This window comes from Micromonospora sp. NPDC050200, from assembly GCF_040656135.1.
Taxonomy (GTDB): domain Bacteria; phylum Actinomycetota; class Actinomycetes; order Mycobacteriales; family Micromonosporaceae; genus Micromonospora.
Map to the genome: position 1 here is coordinate 1 of NZ_JBFALG010000092.1, position 16,087 is coordinate 16,087.

The window sequence follows — 16,087 nt, forward strand, 5'->3', positions numbered from 1 at the left end:
ACGGGCCGGAACGGCGCACCCACGTACTGGCCTGGTGGCGCGGGGTGGCCCGGATGCGGGTGGACCTCGGCGGGCCGGCTCCTCGCCCCACCGGCCGGGGGCGGCACGCCAGAGCTGCGCGTACCCGGTCACCGGGGGAGCCCGGTGAGCCGACCGGCCGCCCGGTCGTCGGCCGCGTCGTACCCGTCGGCCGCCGCGCGCAGCGCGGAGCCGGCCTCCGCCACCCGGGCGCCGAGCGCGCCGTGCCAGTCGTGCACCGCCGACTCCAGCCGGGCCAGCGCCGCCGCAACCCGCCACTCGGCCGCCGCCACCACCAGCCCCGGCACCCCCACCAGCCCGTGGGCCAGCGCGTACGCCTCGTCGGCGAGCCCGCCCGCCACCTCACGCAGCACCCCGGACCGCACCTCCACCGGCTCCCCGTCCACCCCACGCCCCCTCCGCACGCCGAGACCACGTCGACGCTAGGCAGCGCCACGGGTGACCGGGAGGTCCTGTGGACGGCGGGCGGTGGTCGTACCCGAGGGTTTTCCACAGGCGTTGCCCACAGCCGAGCCGGCAGCTAATCTGCCGCCTCCGCCGCCGGTAGGGTTGGCTTCGTGATCGTCGCGGTCGGCATCGACGTCGTGCTGGTGGACCGGTTCGCCCGGGCCCTGGCGCGCACCCCGCTGCTCGCCGACCGGCTCTTCACCGAGGCGGAGCGGTACAGCCGCTCCGGCAACCCGCGCTCCCCGGAGTCGATGGCCGCCCGGTTCGCCGCCAAGGAGGCGGTCGCCAAGGCGCTGGGCGCCCCGGCCGGCCTGAGCTGGCACGACTGCGAGATCGTGCCGGACCCGGACGGCCGTCCGTGGCTGACCGTCTCCGGCACCGTGGCCGCCGCCGCCGTCGAGCGCGGGATCAACCGCTGGCATCTCTCGCTGTCCCACGACGGCGGGATCGCCTCGGCCATGGTGGTCGCGGAACGCTGATCGGCCGGGCGGGCCACCCGGGCCCGCCCGCGGGGTGACGGATGGGACTCAGGTGGCATGAAAGCGGTGTGGCGGGTCGCGGACGTACGCGCGGCGGAGGCCGGCCTGATGGCCACCCTCCCGCCCGGGACGCTGATGAGGCGGGCCGCGGCCGGGCTGGCCCGCCGCTGCGCGCTGCTCCTCGCCGACCGGGGCGGGGTGTACGGCGCGCGGGTCCTGGTGCTGGCCGGCACCGGCGACAACGGCGGCGACGCGCTCTACGCCGGGGCGCTGCTGGCCCGGCGCGGCGTCGCCGTGTCGGCCCTGCTGCTGACCCCCGGCCGGGCGCACGCCGAGGGACTGGCGGCGCTGCGCGCCGCGGGTGGCCGGCTGGTCGACCGGCCCCCGGCCACGGTCGACCTGGTGCTCGACGGCATCGTCGGGATCGGCGGCACCGGCGGGCTGCGGGAGACCGCCGATCAGCTCGCGGCCAGCCTGGTCCGGCACTGCGGGCGCGACGGCGCGCGGGCGACCGTGGTCGCGGTGGACGTGCCGAGCGGGGTGGCGGTGGACACCGGGCACGTGCCGTTGACCGCCTCCGGCCGCCCCAGCGCGGTGCCCGCCGACGTGACGGTGGCCTTCGGGGCGCTCAAACCGGCCCTGGTGGTCGGGCCGGCCGCCGCCCTCGCCGGGCAGGTGGAGCTGGTCGACATCGGGCTGGAGCCGTGGCTGCGCGGGTCACCGGCGCTGCGGGTGACCGAGTGGTCGGACGTCGTCGACTGGTGGCCGCGGCTCGGCGCGGCCTCGGAGAAGTACCGCCGGGGCGTGGTCGGGGTGGCGACCGGGTCGACGACGTACCCGGGCGCGGCGGTGCTCTCGGTGGGCGGCGCCCTGGCCGGGCCGACCGGCATGGTCCGCTACGCCGGCGGGGCCCGCGCGGAGGTGCTGCACCAGCACCCGTCGGTGATCGCCACCGGACGGGTCGCCGACGCCGGCCGGGTCCAGGCCTGGGTCTGCGGCTCGGGACTGGGCACCGCCGAGGAGGCCGCCGGCGAGTTGCGCGCGGTGCTCTCCGCGCCGGTGCCCGCGGTGCTCGACGCGGACGCGCTCACCCTGCTGGTGGACGGCTCGCTGGCCGACCGGCTGCGCAAGCGGGACGCGCCGATCGTGGTCACCCCGCACGACCGCGAGTTCACCCGGCTGTGCGGGGAGGCGCCGGGCGCCGACCGGGTCTCCGCCGCGCTGCGGCTGGCCGCCTGGATGAACGCGACGGTCCTGCTCAAGGGGGACCGCACGGTGATCGGCACGCCGGACGGCCGGGCGTACGTCAACCCGACCGGCACCCCCACGCTGGCCACCGGGGGCACCGGGGACGTGCTGGCCGGGCTGCTCGGCTCGCTGCTCGCCGCCGGGTTGGCCCCGGAGCGGGCGGCGGCGACGGCCGCGTACCTGCACGGGCTGGCCGGGCGGGAGGCGGCCCGGAGCGGGCCGGTGACCGCGCCCGACGTGGCGGCCGCCCTGCGCCCGGTGCTGGCCCCGCTGGTCGACTGAGCCGGCGCCCGCACACCCTTGGCCGGCGGGGTGACACCGCCGCCGGCCGCGCCCGGGGCGGGAGCGCCGGTCGCGTGATCACCCGGCAAGTAGGCTGGGCGTATGTGGCAGGCCGAGGTGCGCGTCGATCTCGACGCGATCCGTGACAACGTGGCCCGGCTCCGGTCGGGCACCAGCGCTGAGCTGATGACGGTGGTGAAGGCTGACGGGTACGGCCACGGCATGGTGCCGGCCGCCCGCGCCGCGCTCGACGCCGGGGCGGACTGGCTCGGGGTCTGCACGCTGGACGAGGCGCTGACCCTGCGCCGGGCCGGCATCACCGCGCCGGTGCTGGCCTGGCTGCTCGCCCCCGGGCTGCCGCTGCACGAGGGGGTCGCGGCGGGGGTCGACCTGGGCGTCGCCAGCCTGCCGCAGCTGGACGAGATGATCGAGGCGAGCCGCCGGGCGGACCGCCCGGCCCGGCTGCACCTGAAGATCGACACCGGGTTGTCCCGGGGCGGGGCCACCGTCGCCGACTGGCCGACCCTGCTGGAGGCCGCCGCGAAGGCCCAGGCCGACGGCCTGGTCGAGGTGGTCGGCGTGTGGAGCCACTTCGTGTACGCGGACACGCCCGGCCACCCCACCACGGACCGCCAGCTCGCGGTCTTCCACGAGGGGCTGGCCATGGTCGAGCGGGCCGGGCTGCGCCCGCGCTACCGGCACCTGGCCAACTCGGCCGCCACGCTGACCCGCCCGGACACCCACTTCGACCTGGTCCGCCCGGGGCTCGCCGCCTACGGGCTCTCACCGGTGGAGGGAGAGCGTTTCGGGCTGCGTCCGGCGATGACCGGCCGGGCCCGGGTGATGCTGACCAAGCGGGTGCCGGAGGGCACCGGCGTCTCGTACGGCCACATCTACACCACCGGTCGGGAGGCGAACCTGGCCGTGGTGCCGCTCGGCTACGCCGACGGGGTGCCCCGGCACGCCTCCAACGTCGGGCCGGTGCAGCTCGGCGGGAAGCGGCGCACGATCTCCGGCCGGGTCTGCATGGACCAGTTCGTGCTCGACTGCGGCGACGACGCGGTGGCCGCCGGCGACGTGGCCACCCTCTTCGGCAGCGGCGCGGACGGCGAGCCCACCGCCGACGACTGGGCCGAGGCGGTCGGCACCATCAACTACGAGATCGTCACCCGGTTCGGCAGCAGCCGGGTGCCCCGGGTCTACGACGGCGAGCGGCCGTGAGGGTGCCGCACCGCCTCCGCGTCCCCCGGCCGCGGACCGCCGCCGGCCGGGTCGCCGGCGTGGTCGGGGCTGCCGTCGGCGTCGCCGCCGCGGGGCTCGCCGCGGGCATGGTGAGCGAGCGTGCCCTGGTCCGCCGCCTCAAGGCCGACCCCGCCGACCGGTACGCGCACGAGGTCTTCGGCGAGCAGCGGTACGACGACGCGTTCCGGCTGGAGCTGGCGGACGGCACCGACATCCACGTCGAGGTGGTGGAGCCGAGCCGCCCGGCCCCGGGGCGGCCGACCGTGGTGCTGGTGCACGGCTTCTGCCTGGACATGGGGACGTTCCACTTCCAGCGCAAGATGCTCGCCGAGCGGGGTGAGCACCGGATCGTCGCGTACGACCAGCCCGGTCACGGCCGGTCCGGGCGGCTGGAGAGCGGCGAGTACGACATCGCCGCGCTGGGCCACACCCTGCGCCGGGTGATCGACCGGACCGCCCCGGAGGGGCCGCTGGTGCTGGTCGGCCACTCGATGGGTGGGATGACCATCATGGCCTTCGCCGAGCTGTACCCGGAGATGTTCGGCGACCGGGTGGTCGGCACCGTGCTGATGGCCACCTCGGGCGGCCTGCTCGCGGAGACCAGGCTGGTCGCCCCGGCGCTGCTCGGCCGGGTCGGCTCGCCGGTGCTCTACATGATGAGCAACGCCGCCCGGTACGGCGGCACGGTCATCGACCGGGCCCGGAAGTCGACCTCCAACGTCGCCTGGCTGCTGACCCGCAGGTACGGCTTCGGCACCCGCAAGCCCAGCCCGGCCCTGGTCTCGTACGTGGAGGAGATGAACTCGCGGACCTCCGCCGACACGGTCACCCGCTACCTGCGTACCCTCGCCACGCACTCGCGCTTCCCGGCGCTGGCGGCGCTCGCCGGCACGCCGGTGCTGGTGGTCGTCGGGGACAAGGACATGATCACGCCGGTGAACCACTCGGAGGAGATCGTGCGCCGGTTGCCGCACGCCCGGTACGTGAAGGTCGACGACAGTGGGCACGTGGTGATGCTGGAACACGCCGACGAGGTCAACGCGGCGCTCGGGGACTTCCTGGAGGGGCTGTGACGCTGACCGTCACGCTGCCGACGGTCGAGGACACCCACGCGTTCGGCCGCCGGCTGGCCGGCCTGCTGCGCGCCGGTGACCTGCTGCTGCTCACCGGGCCGCTGGGCGCCGGCAAGACCGCGCTGACCCAGGGCATCGGCGCCGGGCTCGGGGTGCTCGGCGACATCACCTCGCCGACCTTCGTGATCGCCCGGGTGCACCGGCCGGACCCGGCCCGGGGCGGCACGGTGGCGCTGGTGCACGCCGACGCGTACCGGCTGGGGGACGCGGGCGACCCCCGGGCCGAGATCGACGACCTGGACCTGGACGCGTCGGTGGACGACTCGGTCACCGTGGTCGAGTGGGGTGCGGGGCTGGTCGAGCAGCTGGTCGACGCCCACCTGCGGGTACGCCTCGACCGGCGCGAGGACGACACCCGGCTGGTGGAGCTGGAGCCGGTCGGGGGCGACTGGGCGCGGCGCCTGGAGGCCCTGCGCTGAACGCTGTCGTACCCGCTGCCTAGAGTGCCCGGGACGGACTGCGAAAGGTTGCCGATGCCCGACGAGACCCCTGACCTCGACCTGCTGGCGCTGCTGCCGGAGGCGTGGCGTGCCGTGCTCACCCCGCACCTCGACCCGGCCCGCACCGCGGCGCTGGCCGAGTTCGTCGCCCGGGAGTACGCCACCCAGACCGTCTTCCCGCCGGTGGCGGATCTCTTCTCGGCCTACCGGCTGTGCGGGCCGCGGGAGGCCCGGGTGCTGATCCTCGGGCAGGACCCGTACCACCGGGCCGGGCAGGCGCACGGGCTCAGCTTCAGCGTGCGCGACGGGGTGTCGGTGCCGCCGTCGCTGCGCAACGTCTTCAAGGAGCTGGGTGAGGACCTGGGCGTGCCGAAGCCCCGCAGCGGCAACCTGAACGGCTGGGCGGCGCAGGGTGTGCTGCTGCTCAACGCGGTGCTGACCGTCCGGCAGGCCACCCCCGGCTCGCACGGCAACAAGGGGTGGGAGGAGTTCACCGACGCCACCATCCGGGCGCTCGACGCGATGGAGCAGCGGGTGGTCTTCCTGCTCTGGGGCGGGTACGCCCGCAAGAAGGCGGCCCTGGTCACCAACCCGCAGCACGTGGTGCTGGAGGCCGGCCACCCCAGCCCGATGAACCCGCGCGGCTTCCTCGGCAGCCGCCCGTTCAGCGCGGCCAACAAGGCGCTCGCCGACGCCGGCCTGCCCACCGTCGACTGGGAGCGCTCAGCCGGCTGACCCGGCCGCGCCCGGCCGGGCCTCCGCCTGTCGGGTGCCGGTCCGCCGCGGCTCCAGCCGGTCGGTGGCCTGGCGCCGGCGGTGGCGGTGCAGCAGCTCGGCGGCGCGCGGATCGGTGAGTTCCACCGCGACCAGTGGCACCACCCGGTAACTCCGGTCCCCGTGCCGCACCTCGATCGCCTCCGGCAACTCGTCGCACATCGTGGCCCGGACGTCGCCGGCGACCGTCCGCCACAGATGCTCGCCCGGCTCCTCCGGCTCCAGCCGCAGGTAGCCGAACTCCCGCCACTGTGCGTTCCAGCGCTGGCCGTAACCGTCCGCAAGCCACTGGGCGAACCGGGCGGAGTCCGCCCATCGGACGGCGATCTCGACCGCGGTCACCGGCACGGCCGCGCCCTGCACCAGCGCGGCGCAGCCACCGGTGAGCACGTGCGGGAGGTCGCCGAGCCGGTCCAGCACCCGGTCGATGCCGGCTTCCTCGATCCGCTCGGCGACGGGCCGCGCGGCCAGCTCGTCGATCCGTGCGTCGAGATGGGCGTCGAGGGACTCCACGGCGACGGTGAGCTGCACACCCATGGCCGCGAGCAGGCGTTCCAGCACCTCGACGCTCGGGCTGCGGTCACCGCGTTCGATCCGGGCCACCGTTGCCTGGCTCACGGCGGCCAGCTCGGCCAGCTCCCGCTGACTCAGCTCGCGCGCCTCCCGTTCCCGGCGGACGACGCTGCCGAGGATGGCGACCAGACGCGATGACATCCCGCGATGGTGGGCCATACCGGTGTGAGCGCGATACCTGAGAGGCATATTGATGACTCTGAGGTATCGCGCTCACACCAGTCCTGCCCTCCGGCGGGTGTCACCGACCGTGACGGCGCGCTGGCCTCGACGGGGTGTGACCGGGGGTGACCGGGCGGGCGACTAGGCTGGCTCACCGTGCTCGTACTGGTGGTGGACTCCTCGACCCCCGCGGTGACCGCGGCGCTGGTCCAGGTCTCGGCGGACGGTGTCGTGCCGCGGGCGCACCGGTGCACGGTCGACGCCCGTGCCCACGGCGAACTGCTCGCCCCGCAGGTGGACGCGGTGCTCGCCGACGCCGACGCCCGGCCGCGCGACCTGGCCGCGATCGTGGCCGGCCTCGGCCCGGGCCCGTTCACCGGGCTGCGGGTCGGCCTGGTCACCGCCGCCACCATGGGCCAGGTGCTCGGCGTCCCCACGTACGGCGTCTGCTCGCTGGACGCCATCGGCCACCCGGCGGCGGCCGGCGAACCGGTCCTCGCCGCCAGCGACGCCCGCCGCAGGGAGGTCTACTGGGCCGTCTACGACGGCGCCGGCCAGCGGATCGCCGGGCCGAACGTGGACGCGCCGGCGGTCGCCGCCGAACGGGCCCGTGCCCTCGCCGCCACCGCCGCCGTGGGCGACGGCGCCCACCGGTACGCCGAGGTGCTCGGCCTGCCGCTGCGGGTCGAGCCGCGCTACCCGGACGCCACCGCGCTGGCCGCGCTGGCCGCCGAGCGGATCCGGGCCGGCGCGCCGGCGGAGGCGCTCACCCCGCTCTACCTGCGCCGGCCGGACGCCGTGGCGGCGACCGCCCGCAAGTCGGTCCTGCCGTGAGCCCCCCGGTACGGCTGACCCGGTTCCGCTGGTGGCACGTCGACGAGGTGCTGCCGATCGAGGCGGATCTCTTCGGCGTCGAACAGTGGTCCCCGGCGATGTTCTGGAACGAACTGGCCAACGGGCACTGGTACCGGGTCGCCACCGACGCCGACGGCACGGTGCTCGGCTACGCGGGGCTGACCGTCCAGCCGGACGAGGCCTGGGTGCAGAACATCGCCGTCCGGCGGGACGCCCAGCGGCGCGGCGTGGGCCGGATGCTGCTGGAGGAACTGCTCGCCGAGACGGCCCGGCGCGGCGCCCGCACCGTCCTGCTGGAGGTCGCGGCGGACAACGCCCCCGCCCAGAAGCTCTACGACAGGTACGGCTTCGAGCCGATCGGCATCCGCCGCGGCTACTACCAACCGAGCAACACCGACGCGCTGGTCATGCGGCGCGTCGCGGCCCCGACCGAGGACGGGACGGACGACTGATGGCTGACGAACCGCTGGTCCTGGGCATCGAGACCTCCTGCGACGAGACCGGCGTCGGCATCGTGCGCGGGCACACCCTGCTCGCCGACGCCCTCGCCTCCAGCGTCGAGCAGCACGCGCGGTTCGGCGGCGTGGTGCCCGAGGTGGCCAGCCGGGCCCACCTGGAGGCCATCGTGCCCACCATGGACCGGGCGCTGAAGGAGGCGGGCGTGACGCTCGCCGACGTGGACGCGATCGCGGTCACCTCCGGCCCCGGGCTGGCCGGCGCGCTGCTGGTCGGCGTGGCCGCCGCGAAGGGCTACGCGCTGGCCGCCGAGAAGCCGGTGTACGGGGTGAACCACCTCGCCGCGCACGTCGCCGTGGACACCCTGGAACACGGCCCGCTGCCCGAGCCGGCGGTCGCCATGCTGGTCTCCGGCGGGCACTCCTCGCTGCTGCTCGTCGACGACCTCGCCCGCGGGGTCACCCCGCTCGGCGCGACCATCGACGACGCCGCGGGGGAGGCCTTCGACAAGGTGGCCCGCCTGCTCGGACTGCCCTTCCCCGGCGGCCCGTACATCGACCGGGAGTCCCGGGCCGGCGACCCGGCGGCGATCGGGTTCCCGCGCGGTCTCACCGCGGCCAAGGACCTCGCGGCCCACCGGTACGACTTCTCCTTCTCCGGCCTGAAGACCGCCGTCGCCCGCTGGGTGGAGGCACGGCAGCGGGCCGGTGAGCCGGTGCCGGTGGCCGACGTGGCCGCGTCCTTCCAGGAGGCGGTCTGTGACGTGCTCACCGCCAAGGCGCTGGACGCCTGCCGGGCCAACGGGATCGGGACGCTGGTGATCGGCGGGGGAGTGGCCGCCAACTCGCGGCTGCGGGCGATGGCCGAGCACCGCGCGGCGAAGCACGGCATCCGGGTACGCGTACCCCGGCCGAATCTCTGCACCGACAACGGCGCCATGGTCGCGGCGCTCGGCTCGCACCTGGTCGCGGCGGGGGTCGCGCCGAGCCGGCTCGACCTGCCCGCCGACTCGGCCCTGCCGCTGACCACGGTCAGCGTGTGACGGCACGGAAGGGAGGGCCGACGTGATCGTGCGGATGTGGGAGGCGCGCGCGGAGCCGTACGGCTTCAGCGACCTGATCACCTGGGTCTGCGACACCGCCCTGCCCGAGTTGGAACACGACCCGCTGCACGTGTCCAGCGAGGTCTTCTCCTCCACCGACCACCGGGTGGTGGTCGTCTCCAAGTGGCGGAGCAACCCCCGGCCGCTGCCCGAGCCGCCGGCCATGCTGGTCGCCCGACCCCCGCACTCCTGGGACTTCACTCAGGTCGACCGCTGACCCGACCCCAGCGACAACTCGGCGTCGTGCGCCGGTCAGCGGGACAGTGCCATGAAGACCCCGAGCAGCAGCAGGGTGGCGGCGGCGACCGCGAAGAGCACCAGCAGCTCCCGCCGCCCGTGCCCGGTGGCGTCGTCCGTCCGGGCGGGCGCGGGTGGCGCGGGCAGGTCGCGGGTCAGGTCGGCCAGCTCACCCAGGGTGCGCGCCGTCCAGACCGCGGCGACCCGGTCGGAGAACTCGTCCAGGGTGAGCCGCCCCGCGGCGGTGTGCCGTTGCAGCTCGGCGACCACCCGGTGCCGGTCGTCGTCGGAGGCGCGCAGCTGGACGTCCACAGGCGACAGGGTACGCAGGCCGGTGGGCCGGCGGGAGCCGTCCTCAGCCGGCGTCGAGCGGGTCGGCGAGGAGCCGTTCGAAGGCCAGCTCCGCCGCGCCGATCAGCGCCGCGTCCTCGCCGAGCTTGGGGGTGCGCAGCCGGACGTGCTCCAGGCAGGCGGGCAGCCCCATCGAGTTGAGCCGGCTGCGGACCTGGGCGGCGGCGGCCAGGTAGAGGTCGCGCATGGTGCCACCGAAGATGACCATCTCCGGGTTGAAGATGTTGACCAGGTTCGCCACCCCGAAGCCGAGCCAGTCGCCGGCCTGGCGTACCGCCGTCTGGGCCCGGGCGTCGCCCCGGTCGGCGGCGTCGAAGATGGCCAGCAGCGCGTCCCGGCCAGGGGTGTCGGAACGGCCGGCGGCCCGGAGCAGCGCGTGTTCGCCGATCTCGGTTTCCCAGCAGCCCCGGGAGCCGCACTCGCAGGGGGCGCCGTCCCGGACCACCACCATGTGTCCGACCTCGCCGCCGTACCCGCCGTGGCCGGTGAGCCGCCGCCCGCCGGCGATGATGCCGGCGCCGACGCCGACGTCGCCGTACAGGTAGATGACGTTGTCGCAGTTCACCGCGACGCCCCGGGCGTGCTCGGCGAAGGCGGCCACGTCGGCCACGTTGCCGACGGTGACGGGTACGTCGGTGCCGAGTTCGGCGGCGAGCGCGGCGCCGATCGGCTCGTCCACCCAGCCGGTGGTCGGGGCGAGCCGGACCAGCCCGTCGGCTCGGCGGACCGTGCCGCAGACGGCCACCCCCGCGCCGACGCAGAGCGAGCCGGGCGGCACGTGCTGGTGCATCTCCTTGAGCGCGCCGGCCAGCAGCGGCGCGGTCTCCCGGGCGTCCAGGCCGCGCGGCCGGGCCATGCCGCGGCGGTCGAGCACCTCACCGCCGAGACCGATTCGCGCGGCCCGCAACCGGTCCACCTCGATGCTGTACGCGTACGCGTAGACCCGCGCCGACTCGGGCCGGACGACCAGCGACGGTCGGCCGGCCCGGCCGGTCTCCTTCGGCGTCCCTTCGCTGACCAGCCCGGCGCCGGCCAGGTCGGCGGTCAGCGCGCCGATGGTGCTGCGGTTGAGCCCGAGGGTGGTGGTGAGTTCCGCGCGGGAGGTCGCGCCGTGGACGTGGACGTGCCGCAGCAGCGCACCGAGGTTCTGCCGCCGGATCTCGTCCTGGCTCGGTCCTACCCGCATCGTCCTGGTACTCCGTGGTCAGCGCGTGCCGTTGGCGACCGAACGGCGCCGCGACAGCGCGTCGACGCCTGCGGCCAGCAGCAGCACCAGTCCGGTCGAGGTGTACTTCAGGCCGGAGCTGAGGTCCAGCAGGCCCATCCCGTTGATGATGACAGCCACCACCGCGCCGCCGAGCACCGCATTGATCATCCGTCCCTTGCCGCCGAAGAGGCTGGTGCCGCCGATGACCGCCGCGCCGACCGCGTAGAGCAGGACGTTGCTGCCGCCCGTGTTCGGGTCGACCGACCGGTCCTTGCTGGCGGCGATGATGCCGCCGACGGCCGCCATGGCGGAGCAGATCACGAAGGCGGAGATCTTGAGCCGGTCCACGTTGATGCCGGCCCGCCGGGCGGCCTCCGCGTTGCCGCCCACCGCGTACAGGTGCCGGCCGTACGCGGTGCGGTTGAGCACGAAGGTCCAGAAGACCAGCAGGACCCCGATGAGCGGCACGACGACGGGCATCCCCTTGGTGGAGCTGATCAGCGTGTTGATGCTGCGCTCCTGGTTGAGGACGTGGACGGCGGAGCCGAGCAGGAGGGCCAGCCCGGCGACCCGGGCGGCCACCACGGCGACCGGCTCGGTGACCAGGCTCCGGGTGGCCCGGTTGCGGTGGCGGAGGAACTGCGCGACGCCGTATCCGACGATTGCGACGGCGGCCAGCAGCCGCCCGAGCGTGGGCGGCACGTGGTTGTTCTCGATCGCGATGATCACTTTGTCGTCGATCGAGACGTTGGTGCCCTCCTCCATCAGGAGCAGCACGATGCCCTGGAAGGCGAGGAAACCGGCCAGGGTGACCAGGAAGGACGGGATGCCGACCTTGGCCACCAGGAAGCCGATGGTGAGACCGATGAGGACGCCGGTGGCGATCGCGGCGAGGACCGCCACGTACCAGGGGTAGCCGAGCACGCTGACCACGTTGGCCAGCACGGTGGCGCACACCCCGCTGGCGAAGCCGGCGGAGAGGTCGATCTCGCCGAGCAGCAGGACGAAGGTCAGGCCCATCGCGATCACGGTGACCGCGGCGCCCTGGGTGAACAGGTTCGCGAAGTTCGCCGCCGAGAAGAAGACCGGCCGGACGGTCGCGAAGGCCAGGCAGAGCACGGTGAGGCCGATGACGGCCGGCAGGGAGCCGAGGGCGCCCCCGCGTACCCGGGCGAGGTAGTCGCGGACGTGGTCGCCGACGGTCGGTGCCGCGGTGCCGACCGCCGGCCCTTCCTCCGGCAGGAGGGTGGTGCTCATCGGACGGCTCCCGGGATCAGGTGGGCTGGCTCGTTGCCGTTGCGCGGGCCGCCCGCGGCCGGCTCGGCACCCAGGCCGAGGTGGCGGGAGCGGCCGGTGGTGATCAGCTCGACGACCTGTGAGTGGGTGATGTCGGTGGTCTTCACCTGAGCGACCAGTTGGCCGAGGTAGAGCGCGGCGATCCGGTCGGAGATGGCGAAGACGTCGTTCATGTTGTGCGAGATGAGCACGACGGCCAGGCCGTTGTCCGCCAGCCGGCGGACTATCTCGAGGACCTGGGCGGTCTGCGCGAGGCCGAGCGCGGCGGTCGGCTCGTCGAGGATGACCAGCCGGCTGTTCCAGAGCACGGCCTTCGCGATGGCGACGGTCTGTCGCTGGCCGCCGGAGAGGCTGGAGATGTGCTGGCGCAGCGACTTGACGTTCCGCACGCCCAGTCCGGCGAGCGTCTCGGCGGCCATCTGTTCCATGGTGGGCTCGTCGAGCACGATCCCGCGGCGCTTCTCCCGCCCGAGGAACATGTTCTGCACGATGTCGAGGTTGTCGCAGAGCGCGAGATCCTGGTAGACGACGTCGATGCCCAGCGCGGCGGCGTCCCGGGGGCTGCCGATGGTGACCGGGCGGCCCTCGAAGAGGAACTCGCCGGAGTCCGTCGGGTGGATGCCGCTGATGCACTTGACCAGGGTGGACTTTCCGGCGCCGTTGTCACCGACCAGTGCGGTCACCTCGCCCGGGTGAACGGAGAGGGCGACGTCACGCAGGACCTGTACGGGACCGAAGCTCTTGTCGATCCCGCTCAGCTCCAGCAGGGGGGTCGCGGACACGGGGTTCTCCTTTGCGCGTCGGGGAGGCCTGGGGTGCCGTCAGTTGATGCCGGCGGCGGCGCAGAGCTTGGCGTACTTCCCGGCGCAGACCTCGTCCCTGGTGACGAAGCCGTCGGCGATCACGTCCTTGACGTCGTCCCGGTAGATGGCCTTCGGGGTGAGCAGGAGGGCGTCCACGTCGCGGCCGCTCTCCGGGTCCCGGACCGTCTGGCCGGTCTCCTTCCGTTGCCCGTTGGCCAGGGCGATGGCCAGGTCGGAGGCGGCCTTCGCCTCCTCCTTGATCGCCTTGTAGACGGTCATGCACTGGTCGCCGGCGAGGATGTTCCGCAGGCCCTGCGCGGTGGCGTCCTGGCCGGTCACCGGGATCCTGCCGTTGAGCTTGTTCTTCTTGAGCACGGAGATGGCCGCGTTGCCGAGGCCGTCGTTGGCCGCGAGGACGCCGTCGATCCTGCCCTCGGTCTGGGTGAGCATCTGCTCGAAGATGACCCCGGCCTGGGCGTTGTTCCAGTCGGGCACCCACTGGTCCGGGCCCTTGGTGAACTCCTCGGCGTCGAACTTGCTCTTCAGGACGGAGTCGTAGCCGCTCTTGAACAGCGTGGCGTTGTTGTCGGTCGGTGCACCGTTGAGATATGCGACGACGGGTTTTTCGGCGCCCTTCTCGGTCAGGCACCTGCTCAGACCCTGGCCCTGGAGCCTGCCCACGGCCTCGTTGTCGAAGCTGACGTAGTACTGCGCGGAGCCGCCGAGGGTGAGTCGGTCGTAGTCGATGGTGGCGATGCCCTGCGATCTCGCCTTTTCCAGCACCGCCTTGCCGGTGCCGGAATCGAGATTGACGATCATCAGGACGGTCGCCCCATTGGTGATCATTTGCTCCGCGATGTTGGAGAACTGGGACTTGTCACCCTGCGCGTTCTGGATGTCGGAGTCGATGCCGGCGGCGTCGAACGCCTCCTTGAGGAACCTGCGGTCCGCGCCCTCCCAGCGGGCGGAGGTCCTGCTGTCGGGCAGGATCACCCCGACCTTCGGCTTCCTGGCGCCACCGTCGGCCTGGCTGCCGCTGGCCAGCTGGTCGCCGCAACCGGCCACGCCGGTGACGGCCGCCAGGCCGACGGTGGCGAAAGCGAGGAGGCCCTTGCGCATCTGCACGGGTCCTTTCCGGGGTGGTGGCAGCTGGTTTGTTGTGAGCGGCAACGTATTGCCACCCGTGTCAATGGCGCAAGACTGCCGAGTCCAGAGTTTCGCCGACCGCTGTAACGATCCCGTAACGTGCGGAAATGGCGGATCGCCGCCGGTCCGGCCCGCTCCGCCCGCCGATTCAGTTCCGGGGACGCGGAACTTCTCGTACCCGGGCCCCACGCCTCTCGACGTGACTGATCAGTGGGCGGCGAGGGGGGCGTGGGTGGCGTCGGTCAGCGCGACCAGATCGGCGGGGGCCAGTTGGAGCTGGAGGCCCCGACGGCCGGCCGAGACGTAGATGGTGTCGTACGCCAGCGCCGAGGAGTCCAGCACCGTGGGCAGCCGCTTGCGCTGGCCGAGCGGGCTGATCCCGCCCCGGACGTAACCGGTGGCCCGTTCGGCGGTGGTCCGGTCGGCCATCGTCGCCCGCCTGCCGCCGACGGCCGCGGCGAGCGCCTTGAGGTCCAGTTCGCCGGTGACCGGGACGACGGCCACCGTCAGGACCCCGTCCACCTCGATGACCAGCGACTTGAACACCCGCTGCGGCGGGACCCCGAGTGCCTCGGCGACCAGCGCGCCGTAGTGGGGCGCGTCGGGGGAGACGTCGTACGGGTGGGTGCTGTGCCGGATCTTCCGTTTCGCCAGCAGCGCCGTCGCCGGAGTGCCCTGTCCCGCCATGCCGGTCACGCTAACCCGGCGCCGCGCCGGCCCGCGACTCAGGTCGCGACGGGCCGGCAGACCAGCACCGTCGGCGCCCCCGCGACCCGGGTGAGCACCAGGCTCGCCGGCGAGTCGCCGGCCAGCCTCAGGTCGCGGCGCAGCTTCTCCGGCTCCAGCGCGGAGCCGCGCTTGAGGATCTCCACCCGGCCCACCCGGCGCTCCCGCAGCAGCGCGCGCAGCCGCTTGAGCGAGAAGGGCAGCACGTCGGTGACCTCCAGGCAGCGGGCGAACGGGGTGGCGGTCGGGGTGTCCGCGTACAGGTAGGCGATGCTCGGGTCGGCGATCGTCGCGCCGAGGATGTCGGCCAGTTCGGCGACGAGGTGCGCGCGGACCACGGCCGGGTCCGGGTCGTACAGGAAGCGGCGGGTCGGGCCGACCGTCGCCTCCGCCCGGCCCGAGCCGGTGAGACGGTGCGCGACGTCGCCGCGCAGCACGGTGGCCCGGCGGGGCACCTCGGCCAGCCGGCCGCACCAGAGCGCCGCCTCGACCAGGTCGCCGTCCACGCTCACCCACTCCGCCTCGGCGCCCGCCGGGATCAGCGCGTGGTCGATGCCGGGGGCCACCTTCACCACCGTGTGCGGCACCCGCTCCGCCAGGTGCGTGACGAAGTCCCAGGGCGGGGAGTAGGCGTTCGGGTCGAAGATCCGCCGGCCGGTGCCCGCCCGGCGTCGCGCCGGGTCGCAGAAGACCCCGTCCACCCGGGTCACGTCGAACGCCGTCGCGTCGCCGCACTCCACGGAGAACAGTCCGGCCAGCCCGGCCGCCTCGGCGTTCGCGGCGGCCATCGCGGCGGTCACCGGGTCGGCCTCCACCCCGTACACCCGGATGCCGGCACGGGCGGCGGCGAGCGCGTCCGCGCCGAGGCCGCACCCGAGGTCGGCGAGGGTGCGTACCCCGGCGGCCTGCAGCCGCGCGGCCCGCCGGTCCGCGACGACCCGGCGGGTGGCCTGCTCCAACCCGGACCGGGTGAGGAACATCCCGGCCGCCGCGGACCCGAACTTGCCGACCGCCCGGCGGCGCAGCTCGGCCTGGGTCAGCGCGGCGGCGGCCAGCCCGGCCGGCACCCCGGCGGCGCGGAGCGCGGCG

Annotated in this window: 19 protein-coding genes; 10 read left to right on the forward strand and 9 right to left on the reverse strand. The window is 74.4% G+C overall.

What is annotated here, in order from left to right:
* Window positions 1-128 precede the first annotated feature (128 nt).
* On the reverse strand, window positions 129-443 hold the full coding sequence (locus tag AB0I41_RS32415) for a hypothetical protein (RefSeq protein WP_357114648.1): 315 nt from the start codon (window positions 441-443) through the stop codon (window positions 129-131).
* A gap of 153 nt (window positions 444-596) precedes the next feature.
* Between AB0I41_RS32415 and AB0I41_RS32420 the strand changes: the two genes are divergently transcribed.
* The 6 genes from AB0I41_RS32420 (at window position 597) to ung (ending at window position 6,045) form a co-directional block, all read left to right on the forward strand.
* Window positions 597-965: a holo-ACP synthase gene (locus tag AB0I41_RS32420; RefSeq protein ID WP_357114650.1), complete on the forward strand. Its 369-nt coding sequence runs from the start codon at window positions 597-599 to the stop codon at window positions 963-965.
* Between the two features lie 57 nt (window positions 966-1,022).
* Entirely contained in the window at window positions 1,023-2,495 is a 1,473-nt protein-coding gene (locus AB0I41_RS32425) for an NAD(P)H-hydrate dehydratase (RefSeq protein ID WP_357114651.1), read from the forward strand.
* A 102-nt stretch (window positions 2,496-2,597) separates the two neighbouring features.
* Window positions 2,598-3,716 carry an alanine racemase gene (gene alr, locus AB0I41_RS32430; protein WP_357114653.1) on the forward strand — a complete coding sequence of 373 codons (1,119 nt, stop codon included), beginning with the start codon at window positions 2,598-2,600 and terminating at the stop codon, window positions 3,714-3,716.
* Window positions 3,717-3,775: 59 nt separating this feature from the next.
* Window positions 3,776-4,810 carry an alpha/beta hydrolase gene (locus tag AB0I41_RS32435; protein ID WP_357114683.1) on the forward strand — a complete coding sequence of 345 codons (1,035 nt, stop codon included), beginning with the start codon at window positions 3,776-3,778 and terminating at the stop codon, window positions 4,808-4,810.
* Entirely contained in the window at window positions 4,807-5,289 is a 483-nt protein-coding gene (tsaE, locus tag AB0I41_RS32440) for a tRNA (adenosine(37)-N6)-threonylcarbamoyltransferase complex ATPase subunit type 1 TsaE (RefSeq protein WP_357114655.1), read from the forward strand. The genes AB0I41_RS32435 and tsaE overlap by 4 nt, the downstream gene beginning before the upstream one ends.
* Window positions 5,290-5,343: 54 nt before the next feature.
* Window positions 5,344-6,045, forward strand: a complete 702-nt coding sequence (gene ung, locus AB0I41_RS32445; RefSeq protein ID WP_357114657.1) for a uracil-DNA glycosylase — start codon at window positions 5,344-5,346, stop codon at window positions 6,043-6,045.
* Here the strand turns inward: ung and AB0I41_RS32450 are convergent.
* Window positions 6,034-6,798: a helix-turn-helix transcriptional regulator gene (locus AB0I41_RS32450; RefSeq protein ID WP_357114659.1), complete on the reverse strand. Its 765-nt coding sequence runs from the start codon at window positions 6,796-6,798 to the stop codon at window positions 6,034-6,036. The genes ung and AB0I41_RS32450 overlap by 12 nt on opposite strands.
* Window positions 6,799-6,975: 177 nt before the next feature.
* Between AB0I41_RS32450 and tsaB the strand changes: the two genes are divergently transcribed.
* Genes tsaB through AB0I41_RS32470 form a run of 4 tightly spaced genes read left to right on the forward strand, consistent with a single transcriptional unit; the run spans window position 6,976 to window position 9,449 of the window.
* Window positions 6,976-7,653 carry a tRNA (adenosine(37)-N6)-threonylcarbamoyltransferase complex dimerization subunit type 1 TsaB gene (gene tsaB / locus AB0I41_RS32455; RefSeq protein WP_357114661.1) on the forward strand — a complete coding sequence of 226 codons (678 nt, stop codon included), beginning with the start codon at window positions 6,976-6,978 and terminating at the stop codon, window positions 7,651-7,653.
* Complete coding sequence (gene rimI, locus AB0I41_RS32460; RefSeq protein ID WP_357114663.1) at window positions 7,650-8,126, forward strand: ribosomal protein S18-alanine N-acetyltransferase; 477 nt, start codon at window positions 7,650-7,652, stop codon at window positions 8,124-8,126. Before tsaB ends, rimI begins: the two co-directional genes overlap by 4 nt.
* Window positions 8,126-9,172: a tRNA (adenosine(37)-N6)-threonylcarbamoyltransferase complex transferase subunit TsaD gene (gene tsaD / locus AB0I41_RS32465; protein WP_357114665.1), complete on the forward strand. Its 1,047-nt coding sequence runs from the start codon at window positions 8,126-8,128 to the stop codon at window positions 9,170-9,172. The genes rimI and tsaD overlap by 1 nt, the downstream gene beginning before the upstream one ends.
* A gap of 22 nt (window positions 9,173-9,194) precedes the next feature.
* Window positions 9,195-9,449, forward strand: a complete 255-nt coding sequence (locus tag AB0I41_RS32470; protein WP_357114667.1) for a hypothetical protein — start codon at window positions 9,195-9,197, stop codon at window positions 9,447-9,449.
* 35 nt (window positions 9,450-9,484) lie between these two features.
* Here AB0I41_RS32470 and AB0I41_RS32475 read toward each other — a convergent pair whose 3' ends face one another.
* The 7 genes from AB0I41_RS32475 to AB0I41_RS32505 form a co-directional block, all read right to left on the reverse strand.
* On the reverse strand, window positions 9,485-9,781 hold the full coding sequence (locus tag AB0I41_RS32475; RefSeq protein ID WP_357114669.1) for a DUF1707 domain-containing protein: 297 nt from the start codon (window positions 9,779-9,781) through the stop codon (window positions 9,485-9,487).
* 43 nt (window positions 9,782-9,824) lie between these two features.
* Window positions 9,825-11,006, reverse strand: coding sequence for an ROK family protein (locus AB0I41_RS32480; protein ID WP_357114671.1), 1,182 nt, complete (start codon window positions 11,004-11,006; stop codon window positions 9,825-9,827).
* Between the two features lie 18 nt (window positions 11,007-11,024).
* The gene (locus AB0I41_RS32485; RefSeq protein WP_357114673.1) at window positions 11,025-12,284 is read right to left on the reverse strand and encodes an ABC transporter permease; all 1,260 of its coding nucleotides are present in this window, start codon (window positions 12,282-12,284) and stop codon (window positions 11,025-11,027) included.
* Window positions 12,281-13,105, reverse strand: coding sequence for an ATP-binding cassette domain-containing protein (locus AB0I41_RS32490; protein ID WP_357114675.1), 825 nt, complete (start codon window positions 13,103-13,105; stop codon window positions 12,281-12,283). Before AB0I41_RS32490 ends, AB0I41_RS32485 begins: the two co-directional genes overlap by 4 nt.
* Window positions 13,106-13,144: 39 nt before the next feature.
* The gene (locus AB0I41_RS32495; RefSeq protein ID WP_357114677.1) at window positions 13,145-14,245 is read right to left on the reverse strand and encodes a substrate-binding domain-containing protein; all 1,101 of its coding nucleotides are present in this window, start codon (window positions 14,243-14,245) and stop codon (window positions 13,145-13,147) included.
* Between the two features lie 234 nt (window positions 14,246-14,479).
* Entirely contained in the window at window positions 14,480-14,959 is a 480-nt protein-coding gene (gene ybaK, locus AB0I41_RS32500; protein ID WP_357114679.1) for a Cys-tRNA(Pro) deacylase, read from the reverse strand.
* Between the two features lie 38 nt (window positions 14,960-14,997).
* The coding region (locus AB0I41_RS32505; protein ID WP_357114681.1) for a methyltransferase domain-containing protein at window positions 14,998-16,087 on the reverse strand (1,090 nt) is incomplete at its 5' end.

Excerpts from the sequence above, each read along its gene's own strand:
- AB0I41_RS32425 (WP_357114651.1), top strand. The coding sequence starts at position 1,023 with ATGAAAGCGGTGTGGCGGGTCGCGGACGTACGCGCGGCGGAGGCCGGC.
- alr (WP_357114653.1), top strand. The coding sequence starts at position 2,598 with ATGTGGCAGGCCGAGGTGCGCGTCGATCTCGACGCGATCCGTGACAAC.
- ung (WP_357114657.1), top strand. The coding sequence starts at position 5,344 with ATGCCCGACGAGACCCCTGACCTCGACCTGCTGGCGCTGCTGCCGGAG.
- AB0I41_RS32450 (WP_357114659.1), bottom strand. The coding sequence starts at position 6,798 with ATGTCATCGCGTCTGGTCGCCATCCTCGGCAGCGTCGTCCGCCGGGAA.
- tsaD (WP_357114665.1), top strand. The coding sequence starts at position 8,126 with ATGGCTGACGAACCGCTGGTCCTGGGCATCGAGACCTCCTGCGACGAG.
- AB0I41_RS32480 (WP_357114671.1), bottom strand. The coding sequence starts at position 11,006 with ATGCGGGTAGGACCGAGCCAGGACGAGATCCGGCGGCAGAACCTCGGT.
- AB0I41_RS32485 (WP_357114673.1), bottom strand. The coding sequence starts at position 12,284 with ATGAGCACCACCCTCCTGCCGGAGGAAGGGCCGGCGGTCGGCACCGCG.
- AB0I41_RS32495 (WP_357114677.1), bottom strand. The coding sequence starts at position 14,245 with ATGCGCAAGGGCCTCCTCGCTTTCGCCACCGTCGGCCTGGCGGCCGTC.
- ybaK (WP_357114679.1), bottom strand. The coding sequence starts at position 14,959 with ATGGCGGGACAGGGCACTCCGGCGACGGCGCTGCTGGCGAAACGGAAG.